This window comes from Streptococcus parasanguinis, from assembly GCF_001074805.1.
Taxonomy (GTDB): Bacteria; Bacillota; Bacilli; order Lactobacillales; family Streptococcaceae; genus Streptococcus; species Streptococcus parasanguinis_A.
Genome location: NZ_JUPI01000025.1, coordinates 1 through 16,161 on the forward strand (window position 1 = coordinate 1; position 16,161 = coordinate 16,161).

Sequence of the window (16,161 nt, forward strand, 5' to 3'; positions counted from 1 at the left end):
TATGCTTTACTGCCTTTTTGGTAATATTCATGTTCTATTCCAGATATATCGACTGTAATGGTGTCATCCTTAACTTTATATTTTACTGTTGAATCAGCTCTACCTTCTCCTGATAAAAGGAAGGTGTTACTTTCTTGATCAATTGTAAAACTATCAGCTTCTCCGTGTTTTATTGAACCTCTATTCCCTTTTATAGTAAATGCTAATTCATTTCTTTCACTTGATATCCAATAGTATTCGCCATCCAGAGATTGTTGCTTATTTTTAGTGCAAGCAATTAGCGTAATTATTGATAATGACAACAATAATATGCTAACAAATTTTCTCATGTTTCTCGCCTCCTTTTATAATATTACTACACCAAAATAATGTTACAAAGCTGTATCAATGTCTGTTATAATAGAAATTTCAAATAATGTCCATTATAACAGACATTAGCAAATTTTAGAAAAAGATCTATATTTGGCTATAGTTTTACTAAATCTCTACGACTATAGATTAAAAATGTATACACTTCTATACAAATAATAGAAAAGGACTCAGTCATGTGCAATACAGAACTAAATCCTTTGGATAGCCTATTTACCTAACTTTTTTGGAGTCAGTACAATCTGGTTGCTAGGGCTTTATTATGCTATATCTTACTAGGGATGATGATCTTTTTCAGGATTGCTCATAATATGTGTAAATATTTCTTTATATTTATATTTCAGATATTTTTCGTGTAGAATGAATAAAGCTACGTAAACAATCATAAAAACAATAGATAAATACAGCGTATCAAATGTGCCATGTCCAAAATAAGTTGCGGACTCATAAGATCCAATAGCTCCTAAGATCAACCAAGGAATATACTTGTAATACTTAGTTACCATAACACAGTCCCTCCTTATAGTTAATTAGTATTTTCATCATTTAATCAACTAATCAGCCTTCCCAACATCAAGACCATTGGACTCCTTTTGTGATTGCACTCGAATCTCCAATTGTTTATTCTTCTGAATAAACTGTTGGTAAGGAATTGTATTACTAAACATAAAAACACCTAGTAATGCAAATGTAACTAATTTTTTAATTCCACGTTTTTTTCTCATGCAATGAAACCCCTTTCTTTTTCCTTATTTTTATTCTAACACATATATATTATTTATGCAATTATTTTTATTGCGCTTTGAACTTTTTTTTTTTTTTATTACCATAAAGAATTATTTATTCCTTTAACTTGCTATTTTGAACTAAAAATTTTATAATGAAATTAAGCAAATAGGAAGGTTTATTATCTTTAATGAATACACTCGCAGAGAAATTCAGATTAAAAAGAAAAGAGCTAGGACTCTCCCAACAAACTCTTGCAGAAGGAATTTGTGAACAAAGCCAGATTAGTAAAATTGAGAGAGGGCATTTCATTCCCTCCGCAGACCTTTTGTTCAAACTCTCACAACGACTTGAAGTACCATTAGATTATTTTTTTAATGAACAAATTGAAATTAAATCTAACCTCTCTAATTTCAAGCAATTATCTGCTCGACTATTAGATGACAGAAATTATGAAGATTTGGAATATATTTATAGAATAGAGATCGAACGAAGTACTTTTCTAACACTAGAAGACCGAACTTACCTTGAATGGATTAAAGCTATTATTGACTTCTATCAATATGACAGTAAGTGTGAGGCTATTTCTTCATTGGAAAATATATTATTAAAAGTCTCCTCAAATACTCTGATTTATTTAAAGGCATTGAATACTCTATCTAATTTCTATTCCTTAGTGGGTCGTGAACAAGAATATGAGGCAAACTACTCTCATTTAATAGAGTTATATCAGACAAAAAATTTTGAGCATCAAGAGTTTTTATTTGGCTACATCAGAGTTCGTTACAACTACGCTCACTACCTAGTGTCAAAGGAAAAATATAACGAAGCCATCCAAGAAGCTCTTGAGACGATTGAACTCTGTAAACAAAGACAGACAAGCTACCAACTGGCTCCCCTACTTATTCTTGTAGGAAATGCTGGAGCCAAGTTTCTAGACAAAGAACAAGTCAAAAATTATTATATAGAAGCAAGAGAGTTATGTAAGATTTATAACAATCCTTTAATGTTGATGAAGATAGAAAATTATTTGAAGGAATTAGATACTGTATAGTTAATCTTGACATTATAGTTTTTGCTGAAACGTTAAATAACCTGTAAGGCTGATAGTGATATTAATACTATCAGCCTTATAATTTTTTCATGGTATCTCAAATAACTATACTGATTTTGTTTCCCGTTCTAATTTGGTAACATTTTGATTTCTTGTGTTATAAAGTATAATCCAATTTCTTTGATTAAGCTAATTTACATGAAATATAAGCTATTCGGTTAAGAATAAGCTTAAAAGTTTTTTGAAGTAATCTATTCAGCACAAAAAACACCTATTCGGTAAAATAGGTGTGAATAATGTTATTTATATCCATATTGTTTTAGAGCGTTTTTATATGCTTCGCTACCTTTAAGATAGTAGTCATGCTTAACTCCACTAATATCAACAGAAAAGACCCCATCTTTAAATGAATATTCTTCTATTCGACTCGCAATGTTTTGTCCAGTTAATTCGATCGTATTCTTTTGTTTGTTAATGGTAAAGCTGTCGGCTTCTCCATGCTCAATGGAAGCATTTTCTCCTTTAATAGTAAACGCCAATTCGTTTCTTTCACTTGAGATCCAATAATACTCACCATCTAAAGATTGATAGTTGTTTTTAGAGCAAGCAATTAACGAAATGGTTGATAATGAAAGTAGTAGTATACCTATTATTTTTCTCATAGTTTTAGCCTCCTTCTATAATTTTAATTTTACCAAAATAATATTACAAAACTGTATCAATGTCTGTTATAATGGAAATTTCAAATAATGTCCATTATAACAGACATTAGTAAATTATAGAAAAAGATCTATATTTGGCTGTAGTTTTACTAAAACTCTACGACTATAGATTAAAAATGTATACACTTCTATTTTACAAGTTCAACTTAAGAAAATCCCAATTACAACCATTTAACAAGTAATATAAAAAGAGTTCTACACTTTCAGTAGAACCCTTCTTATTACCAGTATTTTGATTACCTAGTTTTTTCTATTTTAACGCTTCTTTAATTTCACCAACTGTTGCAGCAACACTTTTATCGTGGAATGATTTTAGTTCCTCATTGCCATTTTCATCAGTTGATTCCACAGGATTACTATAGTCATCAGTTAAGCTAGTTGTATAACCTCCTGATTTATCTGCAATAATCAATTTACTGTCTGGTAAATCAGAAAAGTAGTCATTAATTTCTTTTTCTGATTTACCTTTTAATAAATCTTTATAAATTTCTATAGTTTTGTTTTCTCTTGTTATGCCACTAGTAGTCTCTGCAATAGCTGGTTTAAATAAAACATATGAAACCAAACCCAATGATAAAACTGAGAGAGTTACTAACATTTTTTTCTTTGCCATCTTTCTACCTCCTATATTAAACAGGATTACTTACTTTATATCTTGATCCTGTTTTAGGATTATATGTTTTGAAAAATGTTCCCCGTCGACTATTTACAGCTACATACCCACCATCATTTACTACAACCGAAATACCATATCCATCTTCTACTAAACCACTATCGCCTTGAGCTTGCCAATACAAGTAGTCTCCACTACCTCTAGATGGTTTAAAGCGTTCTTCACCATAGCGCCAACCTCTTGCATAAAACGGATTAGATTGATACTCTTGATTTGGATATAAGACATGCACGCGAGTCGGAATCCAAGCACCAAAGAATGTAGTGCCAGAAGGAGTTTCTTGGTTTTGGGAAATATCTTGCGTAGCTAGATATTTTTTATAGTCAGCTACCTTCATTACCTTTCCTTCACTAGCCACCTGTTCTGACGGAAAATTATCGCTCCCATCTTTGTTAGTTATAACACCTCCTCCAGGGGTGGTTAATACATATTGATCATCCTCAAGACCTTGAGTTACTTGTTCAATCTGTTGACTTGTCATTCTTTCTTCTGCTTTAACGATAGTTCCTGTAGACAACAAAACACTTGCACCAGCAACTAATCCCAATGCTAATAATTTTTTCATTTTTCCTACTCCTTAGTAACTTATGTACAGCTGTATATAATTATAACTACAATGATAAATTTAGCCTAACAAATTTTATGTTATACAAACCAATGTACTCACCTCCAATTGCTATCTAACATAACAGCAACCCCATATAATTACATAGTGATAATTAAGGAACACGAGAAAATAACACCTGATCGCCTCCTAAAATATTTTCTTTTTATTTGCTTTTCATCTAACTAAAGTATACAATACATTCAGAATTACCAATTATTTTTTTAACTATTTTCAAGTTGTTTTAGAGGTTATATTATGAGATATGATTTTGGTAAAATTTATAAAGAAATTCGAAAATCTAAAAATTTAAGACAGTCAGATGTGTGTGGAAATGTATTGTCTACTACAACTCTTTCTAAGATAGAAAATGGGAATGTTGTTCCAAAGTATGAGAACATGGCTTTCTTACTTCAACAAATCAATATGAGTTTTGATGAATTCGATTATATATGTAATCTTTATCGTCCTAATAAACATACTGAAATAATTAATGATATAAGTAATCTTCATACAATTAGCGGAACAGAACAACTTGAATATATTATAAATAAATGCGAGTCTTATCTAAAAACCAATTACGATATCTCTATTCAAAAATTTTACTATTCTTTGAAGATAATACTTCAAATTAGAGAGCATGGACTATCCAACAAGGATTTACTGACGAAAGATCTTGTAAGTTGTTTGTGGAATGATCTAGAGCATCATGATACGTGGTATGAATCAGATTTTAAAATTTTAAATTCTATTCTTTTCTGCCTTCCTTTAGAGACAATTATAGATACTACACAGTTAGTACTTCAAAGACTAGAAAAATACTCTAATTTCCATGATATATTACCCTTAAAGCTTGCAATACTATCCAATCTGTCTACTGTTTATTTTTATTATAAACACTTTCCTATGTGTAGTTATATCTGCTCAATAGTTGTTGAGACAGCAAAATTACTTAAGCGATATGATGCAATTGCTTTTCATTCAATTAGAATTGGAATATGTGATTCCAACGAGGAGCTAATACAAAAAAATATTGAAATACTTCGATTACTTGAGGAAACCGATCTATTAAAAATTATTGAACATGAAATAGCTTCATTACATGCCAATGAAATACTAGATGATAAGAGAATCCCGTGGATGTTGTAATTTTTGTACTCTAATGTTATATATTGAGGTAGTTTCTTTTTCAATATCTTTCTTTGCTAAAAGAACTTTGTAAGATACTTTACATCTATTTAAGAAATTTTGATTCAAATTTTATGAAATCAATCAGTAAATATCGTTCTGAAAAGTCTCGATATTAAGCTGCTTTTAGTCCAACTGAAACCCATACTTTCAAAACCAGTTCTTAAGAAAGGAATATTTCGATAATTAGCTACACCATTCAACTACTTTTAACTGTTATTTATTCAATAGTAATTTTTTACATTGACACTAAACTATTTGAAAACAAAGAATTCTAAATCTATAAAAAGTACAAAACAGTAACAATTCAAATGGTGTGAACTTTTTGGTGAAATCTAGCTCAATTCGTTTATTTTTAGGGTAAAATTCACACCATTCAATTGAAAGTTATTCAATTAGATGAAATATTTCTTTCTTAAAAACATGTGGAAACATTGATATTAAGCATATATTGAAATTCATTCAAATACGAGGTGTTCAAAACAGATATTACAATTTATAAGTAAAAGAACAAATAACAAAAAGAGGAACTTCACACTAAAGTTCCTCTTCTTTTAAATATCCTAATCATTATTTTTATTTCAAAAAAGGTAGTGAAAAAGGTAGAGTTTTAACTTGCATCACTACAATACAAAACTCTTTGGGTGTATTTATTTTCATCACAAATTTTACTTATTTATTTATATTTTCCTAAAGACCTTCTAAATGTACATTAAAGTAGAAAAAGCACGTCATTGGATCTTTGAAAAACATTACACTATTTTTATTCGTATGTTAACTTGATTGAATCTTTTTCTTCAAGCATTTTTTTAATGTTAATGACAGGTAATAAGAAGTTTGGGAACTCATTACCACGAGTGATCATGTCAGATACAATAGGCCGAATATAGGACCAAAGAATTGCTAAACCATTCTCTTTAAGAAAAGTTTCAAAACTAATATCAAATTCTGTTTTGTCGTATATAAACGAAAATTCTCCAACAATATCTACAATAAGCTCAAAAGCAGAATCATCTGAATGTATATTTCCTTGCTTTGTTATTAAGTTAACGTAAGCAAGATTTTCAGACTTTCTTATTAAAATTTGTGCAGATAATTCAGGTTTTAAATTAATAGTACTATTTGTTTGATCAAAACTAGGATTTCTTCGATATGATACTTCATTTAAAAAATAATCTTTAAATTGTAAAGAGGACATTAAGCTGCCACCTCACTACTTTCTTTTGTTGTAATTAAGTTTTCAGAATCTATTGGGAAATATGAAAAACATGATTTCTTGTTTTTTATAATATATTTAGACATTGCATCTACTTTATTTATAGAATTCAAATCATAAAAATCATTTTGATTATCTAATTGAGAGGTAAAATGTATTTCATCTTTATATTTTTTAGGACTTCCTGACATATTCAAATAATAATCAAATTCATTGTTTACTGAATAGATTTTGTTGGCCTTAATATTTTCAACTAATTCTTGAAACATTGGAGAATCCATCAAAGAAAATTCTTCAGTTCCTAAAAAGTTTGATAATAAACTCATAAAAGCCTCCTTATTTATAAAATATTTGTAATACAATTTAAATCACGGATACAAATTTCTTCTCCATTCTTGCCGTTAATCACTGGTAAAAATGAAATATCAGTATATGTTTTGGACTGTACGGCTTTAAAATTCTTTCCATACTGAGACGCTAAATCAAGTAGCAGTTCAATAATTAACCCTTGATTTTGGTTAAGAAGAGTAGCTCTATTTTTGGCTCCGCTATCTGAAATACCTGCAATCTCACGTTCAATTTCAATATATGCCTTTTGTCGATATTCATCTAATAGACTTTGGTTTGTTGGGTCATCTAAAATAAAAATATTGTCTATAGATTTTATAGTGATTTCGGCATTAACTAATCCGGGCGTAACCCCAGGTTTGCTTAGTTCAAATGATTTATACTTTGCTACATAAGCAGAAGCAATAGTTTTACCAGTATCGTTATTAAAAGGCAGAAAAAAGTAAACACCATTACCCAAGTCGTTCGGATGTCTCTGTTTACTAATACCAGGTTCATATTTTTTATAAGAAAAACCAGCAGATAGGATCTTATTTTTCCTTTTATTGGTGGTGCCGTGCCACCCGCTATATTGTAGCATAGAACCTCCTGATAAAGCTACTACCTTGATTATACTGTTAAAGATTATATAATTCAACCATTAAGGCCTTTTTTGAAAAAATTCTAAACTATTATTAAGTAGGTAATTTTGTATTTGACTTACATTGTACAAAAGTAGTTGAAAAATCTCTGAGAACATTCCTATATCAATAATGAGTTTTTTACAATTGAAACTATAATGTAGGATTTTTTTAACTGTAGTAATGTTATAAAATTAATCTTACCAATAAAGTATCTATAGATCTTTGTATACCTAAAATTTTATAGTAACATTATAAAATTTACATTAATTGTAAAGTGATTTATTATAGCTAAATATAATAGTCTCTAATTAGTTTTTTTTAATTTGTGCAAGTCGTTCTATTAAAATATCGACTGCTTCATTCTTTCGGTTAGGATCTAATTTCGCATAGATATCCATTGTGGTTGAAATAGATCTGTGTCCCATACGTTCTTGCAGTTTTTTCCAATTTGCTCCAGCGTTGAGCATTAAAGACGCATGAGTATGGCGGAATATTTGAAAACCATAATTAGGTAAACCTAACTCTTTTGATCGTTTAATAAGAGTAGCTCGCTCATTTCGATGGGGAAATGTACCTTAAACAGATAAGAGGCTTGCCAAAAACTTTATCTGGAAATAATTTCCCTAATTTAGACTAAAATAAAATGCATAATATCAGTTTTTTGAATACCTGATATTATGCGTTTTTAATTTCAAAGACTTTTAGGAATTACTTGAACTCTCAAATCCCATATATGTTTTTCTGAGTTACATGAAAAGTTTAACTTAATTTGACAAACTAGAAATTATTTGAGTAGATTATTTTCAAAAGAAGACGAGGTAGATCAAAAAACATTTGACACCTTTTATATAAAATTTGTATCTTTCTGGACATATATTTGAATTTTTAATTTAATCATGTTACAATTAAAATTGAAGTCAAAACCAATTAGAAAAGGAATATCCAAACGTGGGTACATTATTAGCAACCAGATTAAAAAATAGACGAAAAGAATTAAAATTGTCCCAGCGAGAATTGGCCGAAGGCATTTGTAAACAGGGGCAAATTAGTCGATTAGAGAGTGGAGAGTTCACTCCGGGGGCGGATTTTTTGCATGCACTTGCTAAGAAATTAAAAGTTAGTATGGATTATTTTTTTGATGAGCAGATTGTTGAGGAGGTTGATGAGTTAGCAGAGTTTAAGAAATTAGCACATACATTTATCATAAATAGAAATTATGAGTCTTTGAAATATATATATGAATTAGAAAATGTAAAGTCTCATCGTTTATCTCTAGCAGATAAATTTTATATGGAGTGGATAAAATCTCTGATAGATTTTTATTTCTATGGGCAACAAGAGGAGGCAGTTGAAAGATTGGAGAAGGTGCTGTCACAGTTAAGTATTTCTGATATGAACTATCTCCAAGTTTCAAATACTCTATTCAATTTTTATTACGATATTGGAGATTTAACGCGATTTGATGAGATTCGAGAAACATTAGAGTATCAAGTAAATCAACTCAATTTAAATACACTTGAAGAGTTAGAACTATTTATTAAGTTCAACTATAACGTTTGTAGATATCTATGGCTGCAGAATAATATTGAAGAAGCTATTACTAAAATCACAACTACTATAAAGCAGTGTCAGGCTTACAGAACAACTTATCTTTTAGCTGATTTGTATTTATTGATGGGAAATGTAAGTAAGGACTTTTCTTCTAAGATTTCGGTAAAAGAATATTTTGAGACAGCACATTTTCTTTATAAATTGGATGAAAATATGTCAATGGCTTTGAAAGTCGAACATTACATTGCAAATATGGCAGAATAATGAAGACGATGTTCAATTGAGCATCGTTTTTTTAATATTGCACAGATACAAAAATGAGTTATATAAAAAAAAATAAAAAAAGTTTATAAAATATATTGACAACATGATGTTGGAGTGCTAAAATAAATGCAAGAAAATTAAAGGAGAGATATATGAGAAGTCTGTTTAGGAAAATTGCTACAGTGCTAGTTATTGGATTAATTCTGCTAGGGATTGTAGGGAAACCTCAAATTCATAAAATGGCTACAGAAATTGATCCGGGTCCAGCTAATATTATTCGCAGATGAAAATTAAGCTAGCAAATCGTATTTTTATATCTTATTTTGTCTTTACTTAGTAAGGAAATATCTACATTGTTGGAACTATATTATCTTATTTAATAATGTGAGTTTTAATATTATGTAGTAGAAGAAGGAGGAAAAGAAAATGACTGTTGTTGCAGTACAAACATTCCCTGGTCATCGTGTAGGAGGCCGTTAATTACACTGGAGTTTGGAGCTTACTAACTCCAAACTCTGTTTTGTATAGATTACTACTTTTCAAAATGGAGGTTATCTAAGTGAGAGTAAAGAGAACTCTTCAGCCTTATGTGTTGAATGATAAAATAAAATTTGGTTTTGGAAATGTTTCTCTTGAGAGGGATATTGATTGTAATGAGATGAATATCAACTTGATTAAAAAGTTAGACGAGGATGTTGACATTCAACAGTTATCTATTGAAGAGCGAAAAATTGTAAAATTTATGTTATCAAAAGGATTGTTAACTAATAATCAATACGATGATACAAAATACTCTCGTAATATCAACTTTTTTGAATGGATAGATCTTTCTAAAAACTTAAATCCATGTGAGTATCAGAAAAGGCTATTAGAATCTACAGTGTTAATTGTCGGTGTAGGTGGCATTGGTTCTACGGTTGTGGAAATATTAGCTCGATTAGGAGTAGGGAGATTCATTATAGTTGATTTTGATATTGTAGAAGAATCAAATCTGACTAGACAAAGCGGTTTTAAAAAATCTGATATAGGTAAATCAAAAGTAGAGGTAATACAAAGAAATATTCAAGCAATTTCTGATTCAAAAGTTGTGACTATATCCAAACAGTTGAGATGTAAGAATGACTTAGAGAAACTTTTTAAATCATATAGTTTTGATATTGCACTATGTTGTGCTGATACTCCAAGTATCGAAATTGACTATTGGTTTGATGATTTAGCACATAAGTATAATAAACCAATTATAGTGGGTTCCTACGCATCTACAGTAATAAACTATTTGCACATTATTCCTGGAGAAACTATTTCTTTAAGAGAGTTCTATGGGAATTTTATGATATCAGATGATCATATTTTAAATAGTAAGACACCGTACAGTGTAATTTCACCGATATCGTATATGGCAGCAGCAATTATTTCCTACAAAGTATTGGATTCCTTGACAGGATTATTAAATATAACAAATTATATCCAAATCGATTGTATGAATTTCGAGGTATATCAACATGATATTAGAAAAATTCAGTAGTAACTTTAAAAACTTGATATTAGGTAGATCTTCTAGAAATATTGCAGATAGTTTTTACTTCATTGCATTGTCGATTGGGTTAATCAAAGTTTATAATATTGAAGCTGGTCAGTTATCTTTATTTACTCTAATAGGTTTTATCCCTAACTTACTTGCCGTTTTTTATGGAAGTTTTGTAAATAAAATCCAAAGAGATAAAGTCTGGCTAGTAACTTTTCAAGTTCTTCAACTTTTTATAATTTTCATTACTATTCTATGCTTAAGATATCGCTTTGAAGTATTCTATCTTTATATTTTTAATTTTTTGTTTAGTTTATCAACAAATCTACTCAACACATTACAAATGAAGATTGTTCCAGAAACATTAGAAAATGATGAAGAAACGATAAACAAATCTATAGATGTTCAGTATATGGCTTCAAATGTGTTAGACATTATTAGTAACCTGTTTGCCTCGTTACTGTTAGGAGTGTTATCCTATTTTGTTGTTTTCAATATGAGTATTCCATTTTTTGTAGCTGCGATATACTTTATGTTGAAAATCAAGTTAGATATACCTGATAAAAAAAAGTCAGATGGTATGTCTGAAAATATAGAAAGCGAAAGTGAATCAACTTTTCAACTCTTGGACACAATTTCTGCTTTTCGAGAATCAAAATTTGCGTCTTTTATTGTAATTACAGAGTCAATTTTAAGTGGTGGAACAGATCTACTTTTAACTTTAGCCCCCTTATATCTTGTATCGGAAGGAATTCCCATTCAGTATCTTGGGTTGGTATTGGCAGTACAACGATTAGCAGATTTGACAGGTGCTTTTGTGGCACCTAGGATAAAAATATCATATAAAAAGTTTTTCTTTATTGATTATATTGTATCGGGCTTCTCTTTATTCTTAGTATTTGTAATACCAATTCCATTGATTAAGCTTTTGCTATTTGGATTATCCTTTATAATTATTGGTATATCTGGTAATATGTTTGAAAAAATGATTTATTCTGAATATAACTATGAAAATATGGGGTTAATCTACTCTACTAATTCAAGCTTATATGCTTTATTTTCAATTGTATTCTTAATAGTTCCTCAATTTTATTCGGATATACATATTCTAGGAATAACGATAAATATATTTACGGTATTAGTAGGATTTTATTTGTTATTTATTAACAATCCATTTAAGGAAAGTGAGGGAATAGAAAATGAACCAGAAAGTTATGCAGAATAATTTTAAAAAAGAACATAAAGTTGATCAGCGGTCTAAAAATATATCTACGAGACAGAATAATGGAAGTTTTAAAAAAGCTAGAAAATTTCAAGTTAAAAATAAAGGAAATAGATAGAAATCGACTACTCTGAACTGCACCCCAAAAGTTAGACAGAAAAAATCTAACTTTTGGGGTGCTTTTATTATGTATGAGGATATAGTTAAAATATATGAATTGAGAAAGCAAGGGGAGAGCTTTAGACGTCTTTCTAATCAATTTGGGATAAACATTTCTAATCTTCAGTACATGATTAAATTGATTGATCGTTATGGAATAGAAATCGCAAAAAAAGTAAAGAATCGTTCTTATTTTCCTAAATTAAAATAAGAAATTATTGATAAAGTTCTCCTGGAAGATTGTTCATAAAAAAGTGTATCTTTAGCTAGAGAAAATCACATAATCTAAATAAAACAGAAGACACGAAATATTTATAATATGTAAAAGGTAGTTCAAAAATATAGAACTACCTTTTGTTGATAATAATGAAATTAGATACTTGTTCTTTTAAAATAAATAGAGTAAAAATTTCTAGAGGGAAATCATCAAACTGCTTTAATTTAGCTATAGTTATTTTACTTTTGTGGTCGAGAACGAATGGAAGATATGGGATTACACAGAGTGAGTATTTCTTTTTGTTTTGATTGAGATACATGAGTATAGATCTGAGTTACAGAAATAGAGCTATGTCCAAGTATTTGCTGTATATAACGAATATCTACATTTTTATCCAGTAGCATTGTAGCAAAGCTGTGTCTGAACATATGTGGCGTGATAGTTAAAGATAAGTTGTTTTTCTTAACTAGCTTCTTTAAAATTAGACGTACGCTTTGTTCTGACAGTGCTTTAAGAGGATTTTGACCAGTAAATAAATAGTCATTAGGTCGGATGTAGTATTTATTTATATATGTTTTCAATAAATTAAAGGTTGTTTGGTCTCCTAAAAAAAGGATACGTTCTTTTTTTCCTTTCCCGATAATATGAAGTGTTCTATTTGAAAAATTAATATCTTTAAAATGAATATGACAAAGTTCAGAAATCCGAATGCCAGTTGAAAGTAATAAGGAAATGATTAGTAAATTTCTTTCAGCTTTTTGTTTTTGATATTTAGATTTTGAATAGATAACTTTTTGTTCTGAATATGAGTAGACACTTTTTAAAATATCATAAGGTATGGTTTTAGGTAATATTTTTTCCTTCCGAAATTGAAATCGTAGTTGATTAAAAGGATTTTCATCAATTATGCCTTGAAATTTTAAATAGTTATAAAAAACCTTCAAACTTGCGATTTTTCGTCGTAGAGTGTTTGATTTTATATTTGATTTTGTTAAAAACTCAATATATGATTCAACATTATTGTAGTTTGAATTGTAAAATTGTAAAAGATCATTTTTGTAAGCTCGAATTGTATGTGTGCTTAAACGCTTATGCGTTTCGCAGTAACTTAAGTAAGTAGAAATAAGTTTAGAATCCATGAATATCTCCTTTAGTAATAATCATGTTATTTTAAACTTATTTAATCATTTTGTATAGTGATAATAAATAGTTATCGGTAGGAGAGAAATGTGAGAGAATTTCAATATTTCATAAGTTATTCAAGAGATATTTACTACGAATTTGTAAATCATCTGAATAATATGTTAAACGAAATAGGATTAAAAACCTGGATTGACAAATTTGAAATTAACATTGGAGATGAAATAATTGATAATCTATATACTGTACTCGATAAAAGTGCTGATTATTATGGAATTATTTTTATATTCGATGAAACATTCTTTAACAAAGCATGGTGTATAAAAGAGCTAGATTATGCGATGAAGAAAAGGATTCCTTTTTTTCCAGTATTGTATAAAATAAAAAAAGAAGATATTCCTAGTGAGTATACCTTCTTAAAAAATTATAATTTATTAACGGTATCATCGTTAAAAGAGATAGATTATATCGTAGATCGCTTTATATTACTGCATTTGAACAATATTGTTTGTAGAGATATTCCTAAGTTTTCAATCAGCAGTTATGTCGGTAACTTTTTATTAGAACAGATTCGGTGTTGTACTGTAAACAATATTGACGCTATTTTTATCATAGATAACTTCTCTCAATATTTGAGAAAGCAGAAAAAGTCAGGAGATTTTAAACTAACTCACGAAATATTATTTTGTACTGAAATAACTCAATTATTAAAAGAACGCTTATTTAGGAAAGACTTTCAGGGAGAATATCATTTTAAAATACTGGAAATTATCCAAGAAATATACACAAACATATATATGTGATTGAAATTTAGAGAATATCAAACAAAAATAGAGATCCATCGAAGTGAAGTCAATCGGTGAGTCTCTATTTATATTACGGGAGCATTCTTTATATACTTGCTATCCATGATGTAAGACTCTCTGATATATTTAATGCAGTCAATAATAGTTTGAGATAGAATTTCAGGATCCTTCTCCGTTAGTAACTTATCTAGAAAAGGAGTGAGATAGGAATATTTATCAATTTCAGATAAAAGTGTTTGATATACTTCTAAAGAGCTCCAACCAGTTGAACCTACAGGAATAATAAATCTATTTTGCTTCATTGCCCTATCAAAATCTTCCAGTACTCCCCTAGAATTAGATAAAGTCCCATCATAATATTGGTTTCCGAATACAAATATAACTATTCCTGCTTCTGATATCATATTATCTTGAAATCTTTGTTTTGCAGATCTATCAATATGTTTATCGCTCCCCTTAATTAATGGGAGAGTTTTAATTTTTAAATACTTCGAAATATCAAGATTTTTATCATTAATCGCTGTCATCACACCATTAATCACCTGTGGTCCTACACCTTCTATATTCCCATTTCCAACAATAATTCCATTATCAATTAACTTATATCCTAAAAGATATAAAAACTCAGTAGCACTAGTCTCATCCCATTCTCCATAATTTCTGCAACTTCCAGCAATAAAGACACTGTTGGTTAAATATAACTGATAGCACTGATTAAAGATTTCATCAATCTCATTATAATTATCAATCAAAATAGTATGAATGCCATATCTTTTTAAATCATTTATTTCGAGCTCTTGTTTTATCTTGCCATATTCTAATTCGTTTTCAGGGGCGTTGGAATTTTTAAACATATCAATAGATAAATTTTTCCGAAAGCAATAATGCATTCTAATATTTTCCCCGATTAATAATCTAATTTTACTTAGAATTTGCTGAATATCTGGATCATTTAAACTATATCCTACAAATACAAATGTTTTACTAATCAGATCTCCTCGAAGTGTTTGGATAAAAAGTTTGTGACTCTCATCAAAACTCTCATAATCATCCCGAGTCAACACTGCCTCATAGGGTCTAGAAATATCTCCATGAAATTTATATACAGTAGTATCAATATTTGGGGGTGTAATTGATAAATCGTTATTATCAATCTTGACATCTACGCGTCTTCCAGATTTCTTCAAGTTGTCTTCAATTAAGTGATCATAATTAGTTGTCCAAAAAGTCCCGATGGGCATACTTGTTAGAAGTGTCAGCAAATTATTATCTTTAGAGTCTTTAGTAAATTCTTGTATTAGTTTTTGTGTAATCTGATTTTTTGAATGTGCAGAATTTTTATAGTACTGTGCAACTGAAATTAAGTCGTGTTCTTTATCAATATCTAGTCCAATCGAATCAGAAAATTGCCGTAATAGTTCTTTCCAGTTTACATACCCTGAGGGAACTGAGAGTCCTGCGCCAGCAAAAACAGCTACATTATTTTCTAACATTGCTGCACTAAAATCAGAAATAAATTGTTGTTTTAGTTTTTTCATCCTTCTCCTACCGATAACTATTTATTATCACTAGTATACCATAGTTTCTAATCTCCAATATGTTTCCAACAGTAACTTTTTATTATGATGGATGAGATGAATACTTACGGGGGAAAACTCAGAATATCATTAAAAGTTTAAACTTTTCTAAACTTTTGAATATTCATTGACCAGACTTATTTTTAGATGTATAATGAGCATGTAAAATATATCACA

At 29.3% G+C, this 16,161-nt stretch carries 17 protein-coding genes and 2 pseudogenes; 7 read left to right on the top strand and 12 right to left on the bottom strand.

The window, feature by feature from the left end; translation table 11 throughout:
- The 3 genes from ADI76_RS11525 to ADI76_RS11785 form a co-directional block, all read right to left on the bottom strand.
- The coding region (locus tag ADI76_RS11525) for a hypothetical protein (protein WP_049514380.1) at positions 1 to 329 on the bottom strand (329 nt) is incomplete at its 3' end.
- A 315-nt stretch (positions 330 to 644) separates the two neighbouring features.
- Complete coding sequence (locus tag ADI76_RS01935; protein ID WP_049474685.1) at positions 645 to 875, bottom strand: hypothetical protein; 231 nt, start codon at positions 873 to 875, stop codon at positions 645 to 647.
- A 48-nt stretch (positions 876 to 923) separates the two neighbouring features.
- Positions 924 to 1,094 carry a PhrA family quorum-sensing system peptide gene (locus ADI76_RS11785; RefSeq protein ID WP_001227861.1) on the bottom strand — a complete coding sequence of 57 codons (171 nt, stop codon included), beginning with the start codon at positions 1,092 to 1,094 and terminating at the stop codon, positions 924 to 926.
- A 191-nt stretch (positions 1,095 to 1,285) separates the two neighbouring features.
- On the opposite strand from ADI76_RS11785, the gene ADI76_RS01940 reads away from it, so the two are divergent.
- Positions 1,286 to 2,149 (top strand): helix-turn-helix domain-containing protein, encoded by an 864-nt coding sequence (locus ADI76_RS01940; protein ID WP_049514382.1) that lies wholly within the window; start codon positions 1,286 to 1,288, stop codon positions 2,147 to 2,149.
- Positions 2,150 to 2,448: 299 nt separating this feature from the next.
- Here the strand turns inward: ADI76_RS01940 and ADI76_RS01945 are convergent, their stop codons facing one another.
- The 3 genes from ADI76_RS01945 to ADI76_RS01955 form a co-directional block, all read right to left on the bottom strand.
- The gene (locus tag ADI76_RS01945; RefSeq protein WP_049474684.1) at positions 2,449 to 2,811 is read right to left on the bottom strand and encodes a hypothetical protein; all 363 of its coding nucleotides are present in this window, start codon (positions 2,809 to 2,811) and stop codon (positions 2,449 to 2,451) included.
- 310 nt (positions 2,812 to 3,121) lie between these two features.
- Entirely contained in the window at positions 3,122 to 3,484 is a 363-nt protein-coding gene (locus ADI76_RS01950) for a hypothetical protein (protein WP_049474682.1), read from the bottom strand.
- A gap of 16 nt (positions 3,485 to 3,500) precedes the next feature.
- Positions 3,501 to 4,109, bottom strand: coding sequence for a hypothetical protein (locus ADI76_RS01955; protein ID WP_049514384.1), 609 nt, complete (start codon positions 4,107 to 4,109; stop codon positions 3,501 to 3,503).
- Positions 4,110 to 4,406: 297 nt separating this feature from the next.
- On the opposite strand from ADI76_RS01955, the gene ADI76_RS01960 reads away from it, so the two are divergent.
- Complete coding sequence (locus tag ADI76_RS01960; RefSeq protein WP_049514386.1) at positions 4,407 to 5,297, top strand: helix-turn-helix domain-containing protein; 891 nt, start codon at positions 4,407 to 4,409, stop codon at positions 5,295 to 5,297.
- Between the two features lie 802 nt (positions 5,298 to 6,099).
- Here ADI76_RS01960 and ADI76_RS01965 read toward each other — a convergent pair.
- The 4 genes and pseudogenes from ADI76_RS01965 to ADI76_RS10850 all read right to left on the bottom strand — a co-directional run.
- Positions 6,100 to 6,534 carry a protein-export chaperone SecB gene (locus ADI76_RS01965; protein WP_003003041.1) on the bottom strand — a complete coding sequence of 145 codons (435 nt, stop codon included), beginning with the start codon at positions 6,532 to 6,534 and terminating at the stop codon, positions 6,100 to 6,102.
- Positions 6,534 to 6,878, bottom strand: a complete 345-nt coding sequence (locus ADI76_RS01970) for a hypothetical protein (RefSeq protein WP_003002962.1) — start codon at positions 6,876 to 6,878, stop codon at positions 6,534 to 6,536. The genes ADI76_RS01965 and ADI76_RS01970 overlap by 1 nt, the downstream gene beginning before the upstream one ends.
- Positions 6,879 to 6,892: 14 nt before the next feature.
- Positions 6,893 to 7,480, bottom strand: a complete 588-nt coding sequence (locus ADI76_RS01975) for a hypothetical protein (RefSeq protein ID WP_141751568.1) — start codon at positions 7,478 to 7,480, stop codon at positions 6,893 to 6,895.
- Between the two features lie 351 nt (positions 7,481 to 7,831).
- Positions 7,832 to 8,083: pseudogene (locus ADI76_RS10850) on the bottom strand (tyrosine-type recombinase/integrase); the annotation flags it as partial.
- 388 nt (positions 8,084 to 8,471) lie between these two features.
- Here ADI76_RS10850 and ADI76_RS01980 point away from each other — a divergent pair.
- The 4 genes and pseudogenes from ADI76_RS01980 to ADI76_RS11530 all read left to right on the top strand — a co-directional run.
- Positions 8,472 to 9,338 carry a helix-turn-helix domain-containing protein gene (locus tag ADI76_RS01980; protein ID WP_049514389.1) on the top strand — a complete coding sequence of 289 codons (867 nt, stop codon included), beginning with the start codon at positions 8,472 to 8,474 and terminating at the stop codon, positions 9,336 to 9,338.
- 559 nt (positions 9,339 to 9,897) lie between these two features.
- Positions 9,898 to 10,863, top strand: a complete 966-nt coding sequence (locus tag ADI76_RS01985; RefSeq protein WP_003002955.1) for a HesA/MoeB/ThiF family protein — start codon at positions 9,898 to 9,900, stop codon at positions 10,861 to 10,863.
- Complete coding sequence (locus tag ADI76_RS01990; protein WP_049514390.1) at positions 10,841 to 12,088, top strand: MFS transporter; 1,248 nt, start codon at positions 10,841 to 10,843, stop codon at positions 12,086 to 12,088. Before ADI76_RS01985 ends, ADI76_RS01990 begins: the two co-directional genes overlap by 23 nt.
- Positions 12,089 to 12,272: 184 nt before the next feature.
- Positions 12,273 to 12,452, top strand: a pseudogene (locus ADI76_RS11530) (IS3 family transposase); the annotation flags it as partial.
- A gap of 248 nt (positions 12,453 to 12,700) precedes the next feature.
- Here the strand turns inward: ADI76_RS11530 and ADI76_RS02000 are convergent.
- A complete protein-coding gene (locus tag ADI76_RS02000; protein ID WP_049514394.1) occupies positions 12,701 to 13,600 on the bottom strand; it encodes a tyrosine-type recombinase/integrase in 900 nt (299 codons plus the stop codon).
- Positions 13,601 to 13,690: 90 nt separating this feature from the next.
- Here ADI76_RS02000 and ADI76_RS02005 point away from each other — a divergent pair, with 90 nt between their 5' ends.
- Positions 13,691 to 14,404 (top strand): toll/interleukin-1 receptor domain-containing protein, encoded by a 714-nt coding sequence (locus ADI76_RS02005; protein WP_049514396.1) that lies wholly within the window; start codon positions 13,691 to 13,693, stop codon positions 14,402 to 14,404.
- A 68-nt stretch (positions 14,405 to 14,472) separates the two neighbouring features.
- On the opposite strand, the gene ADI76_RS02010 is transcribed toward ADI76_RS02005, so the two are convergent.
- Complete coding sequence (locus ADI76_RS02010) at positions 14,473 to 15,945, bottom strand: SIR2 family protein (RefSeq protein ID WP_049514398.1); 1,473 nt, start codon at positions 15,943 to 15,945, stop codon at positions 14,473 to 14,475.
- Positions 15,946 to 16,161 lie beyond the last annotated feature (216 nt).

Bases quoted from the DNA above. Each gene is read 5' to 3' on its own strand.
- ADI76_RS01965 (WP_003003041.1), bottom strand. From the start codon at position 6,534: ATGTCCTCTTTACAATTTAAAGATTATTTTTTAAATGAAGTATCATAT.
- ADI76_RS02000 (WP_049514394.1), bottom strand. From the start codon at position 13,600: ATGGATTCTAAACTTATTTCTACTTACTTAAGTTACTGCGAAACGCAT.
- ADI76_RS01960 (WP_049514386.1), top strand. From the start codon at position 4,407: ATGAGATATGATTTTGGTAAAATTTATAAAGAAATTCGAAAATCTAAA.
- ADI76_RS01940 (WP_049514382.1), top strand. From the start codon at position 1,286: ATGAATACACTCGCAGAGAAATTCAGATTAAAAAGAAAAGAGCTAGGA.
- ADI76_RS01975 (WP_141751568.1), bottom strand. From the start codon at position 7,480: ATGCTACAATATAGCGGGTGGCACGGCACCACCAATAAAAGGAAAAAT.
- ADI76_RS01945 (WP_049474684.1), bottom strand. From the start codon at position 2,811: ATGAGAAAAATAATAGGTATACTACTACTTTCATTATCAACCATTTCG.
- ADI76_RS01970 (WP_003002962.1), bottom strand. From the start codon at position 6,878: ATGAGTTTATTATCAAACTTTTTAGGAACTGAAGAATTTTCTTTGATG.
- ADI76_RS01950 (WP_049474682.1), bottom strand. From the start codon at position 3,484: ATGGCAAAGAAAAAAATGTTAGTAACTCTCTCAGTTTTATCATTGGGT.
- ADI76_RS01990 (WP_049514390.1), top strand. From the start codon at position 10,841: ATGATATTAGAAAAATTCAGTAGTAACTTTAAAAACTTGATATTAGGT.
- ADI76_RS11785 (WP_001227861.1), bottom strand. From the start codon at position 1,094: ATGAGAAAAAAACGTGGAATTAAAAAATTAGTTACATTTGCATTACTA.
- ADI76_RS01955 (WP_049514384.1), bottom strand. From the start codon at position 4,109: ATGAAAAAATTATTAGCATTGGGATTAGTTGCTGGTGCAAGTGTTTTG.
- ADI76_RS02010 (WP_049514398.1), bottom strand. From the start codon at position 15,945: ATGAAAAAACTAAAACAACAATTTATTTCTGATTTTAGTGCAGCAATG.
- ADI76_RS01935 (WP_049474685.1), bottom strand. From the start codon at position 875: ATGGTAACTAAGTATTACAAGTATATTCCTTGGTTGATCTTAGGAGCT.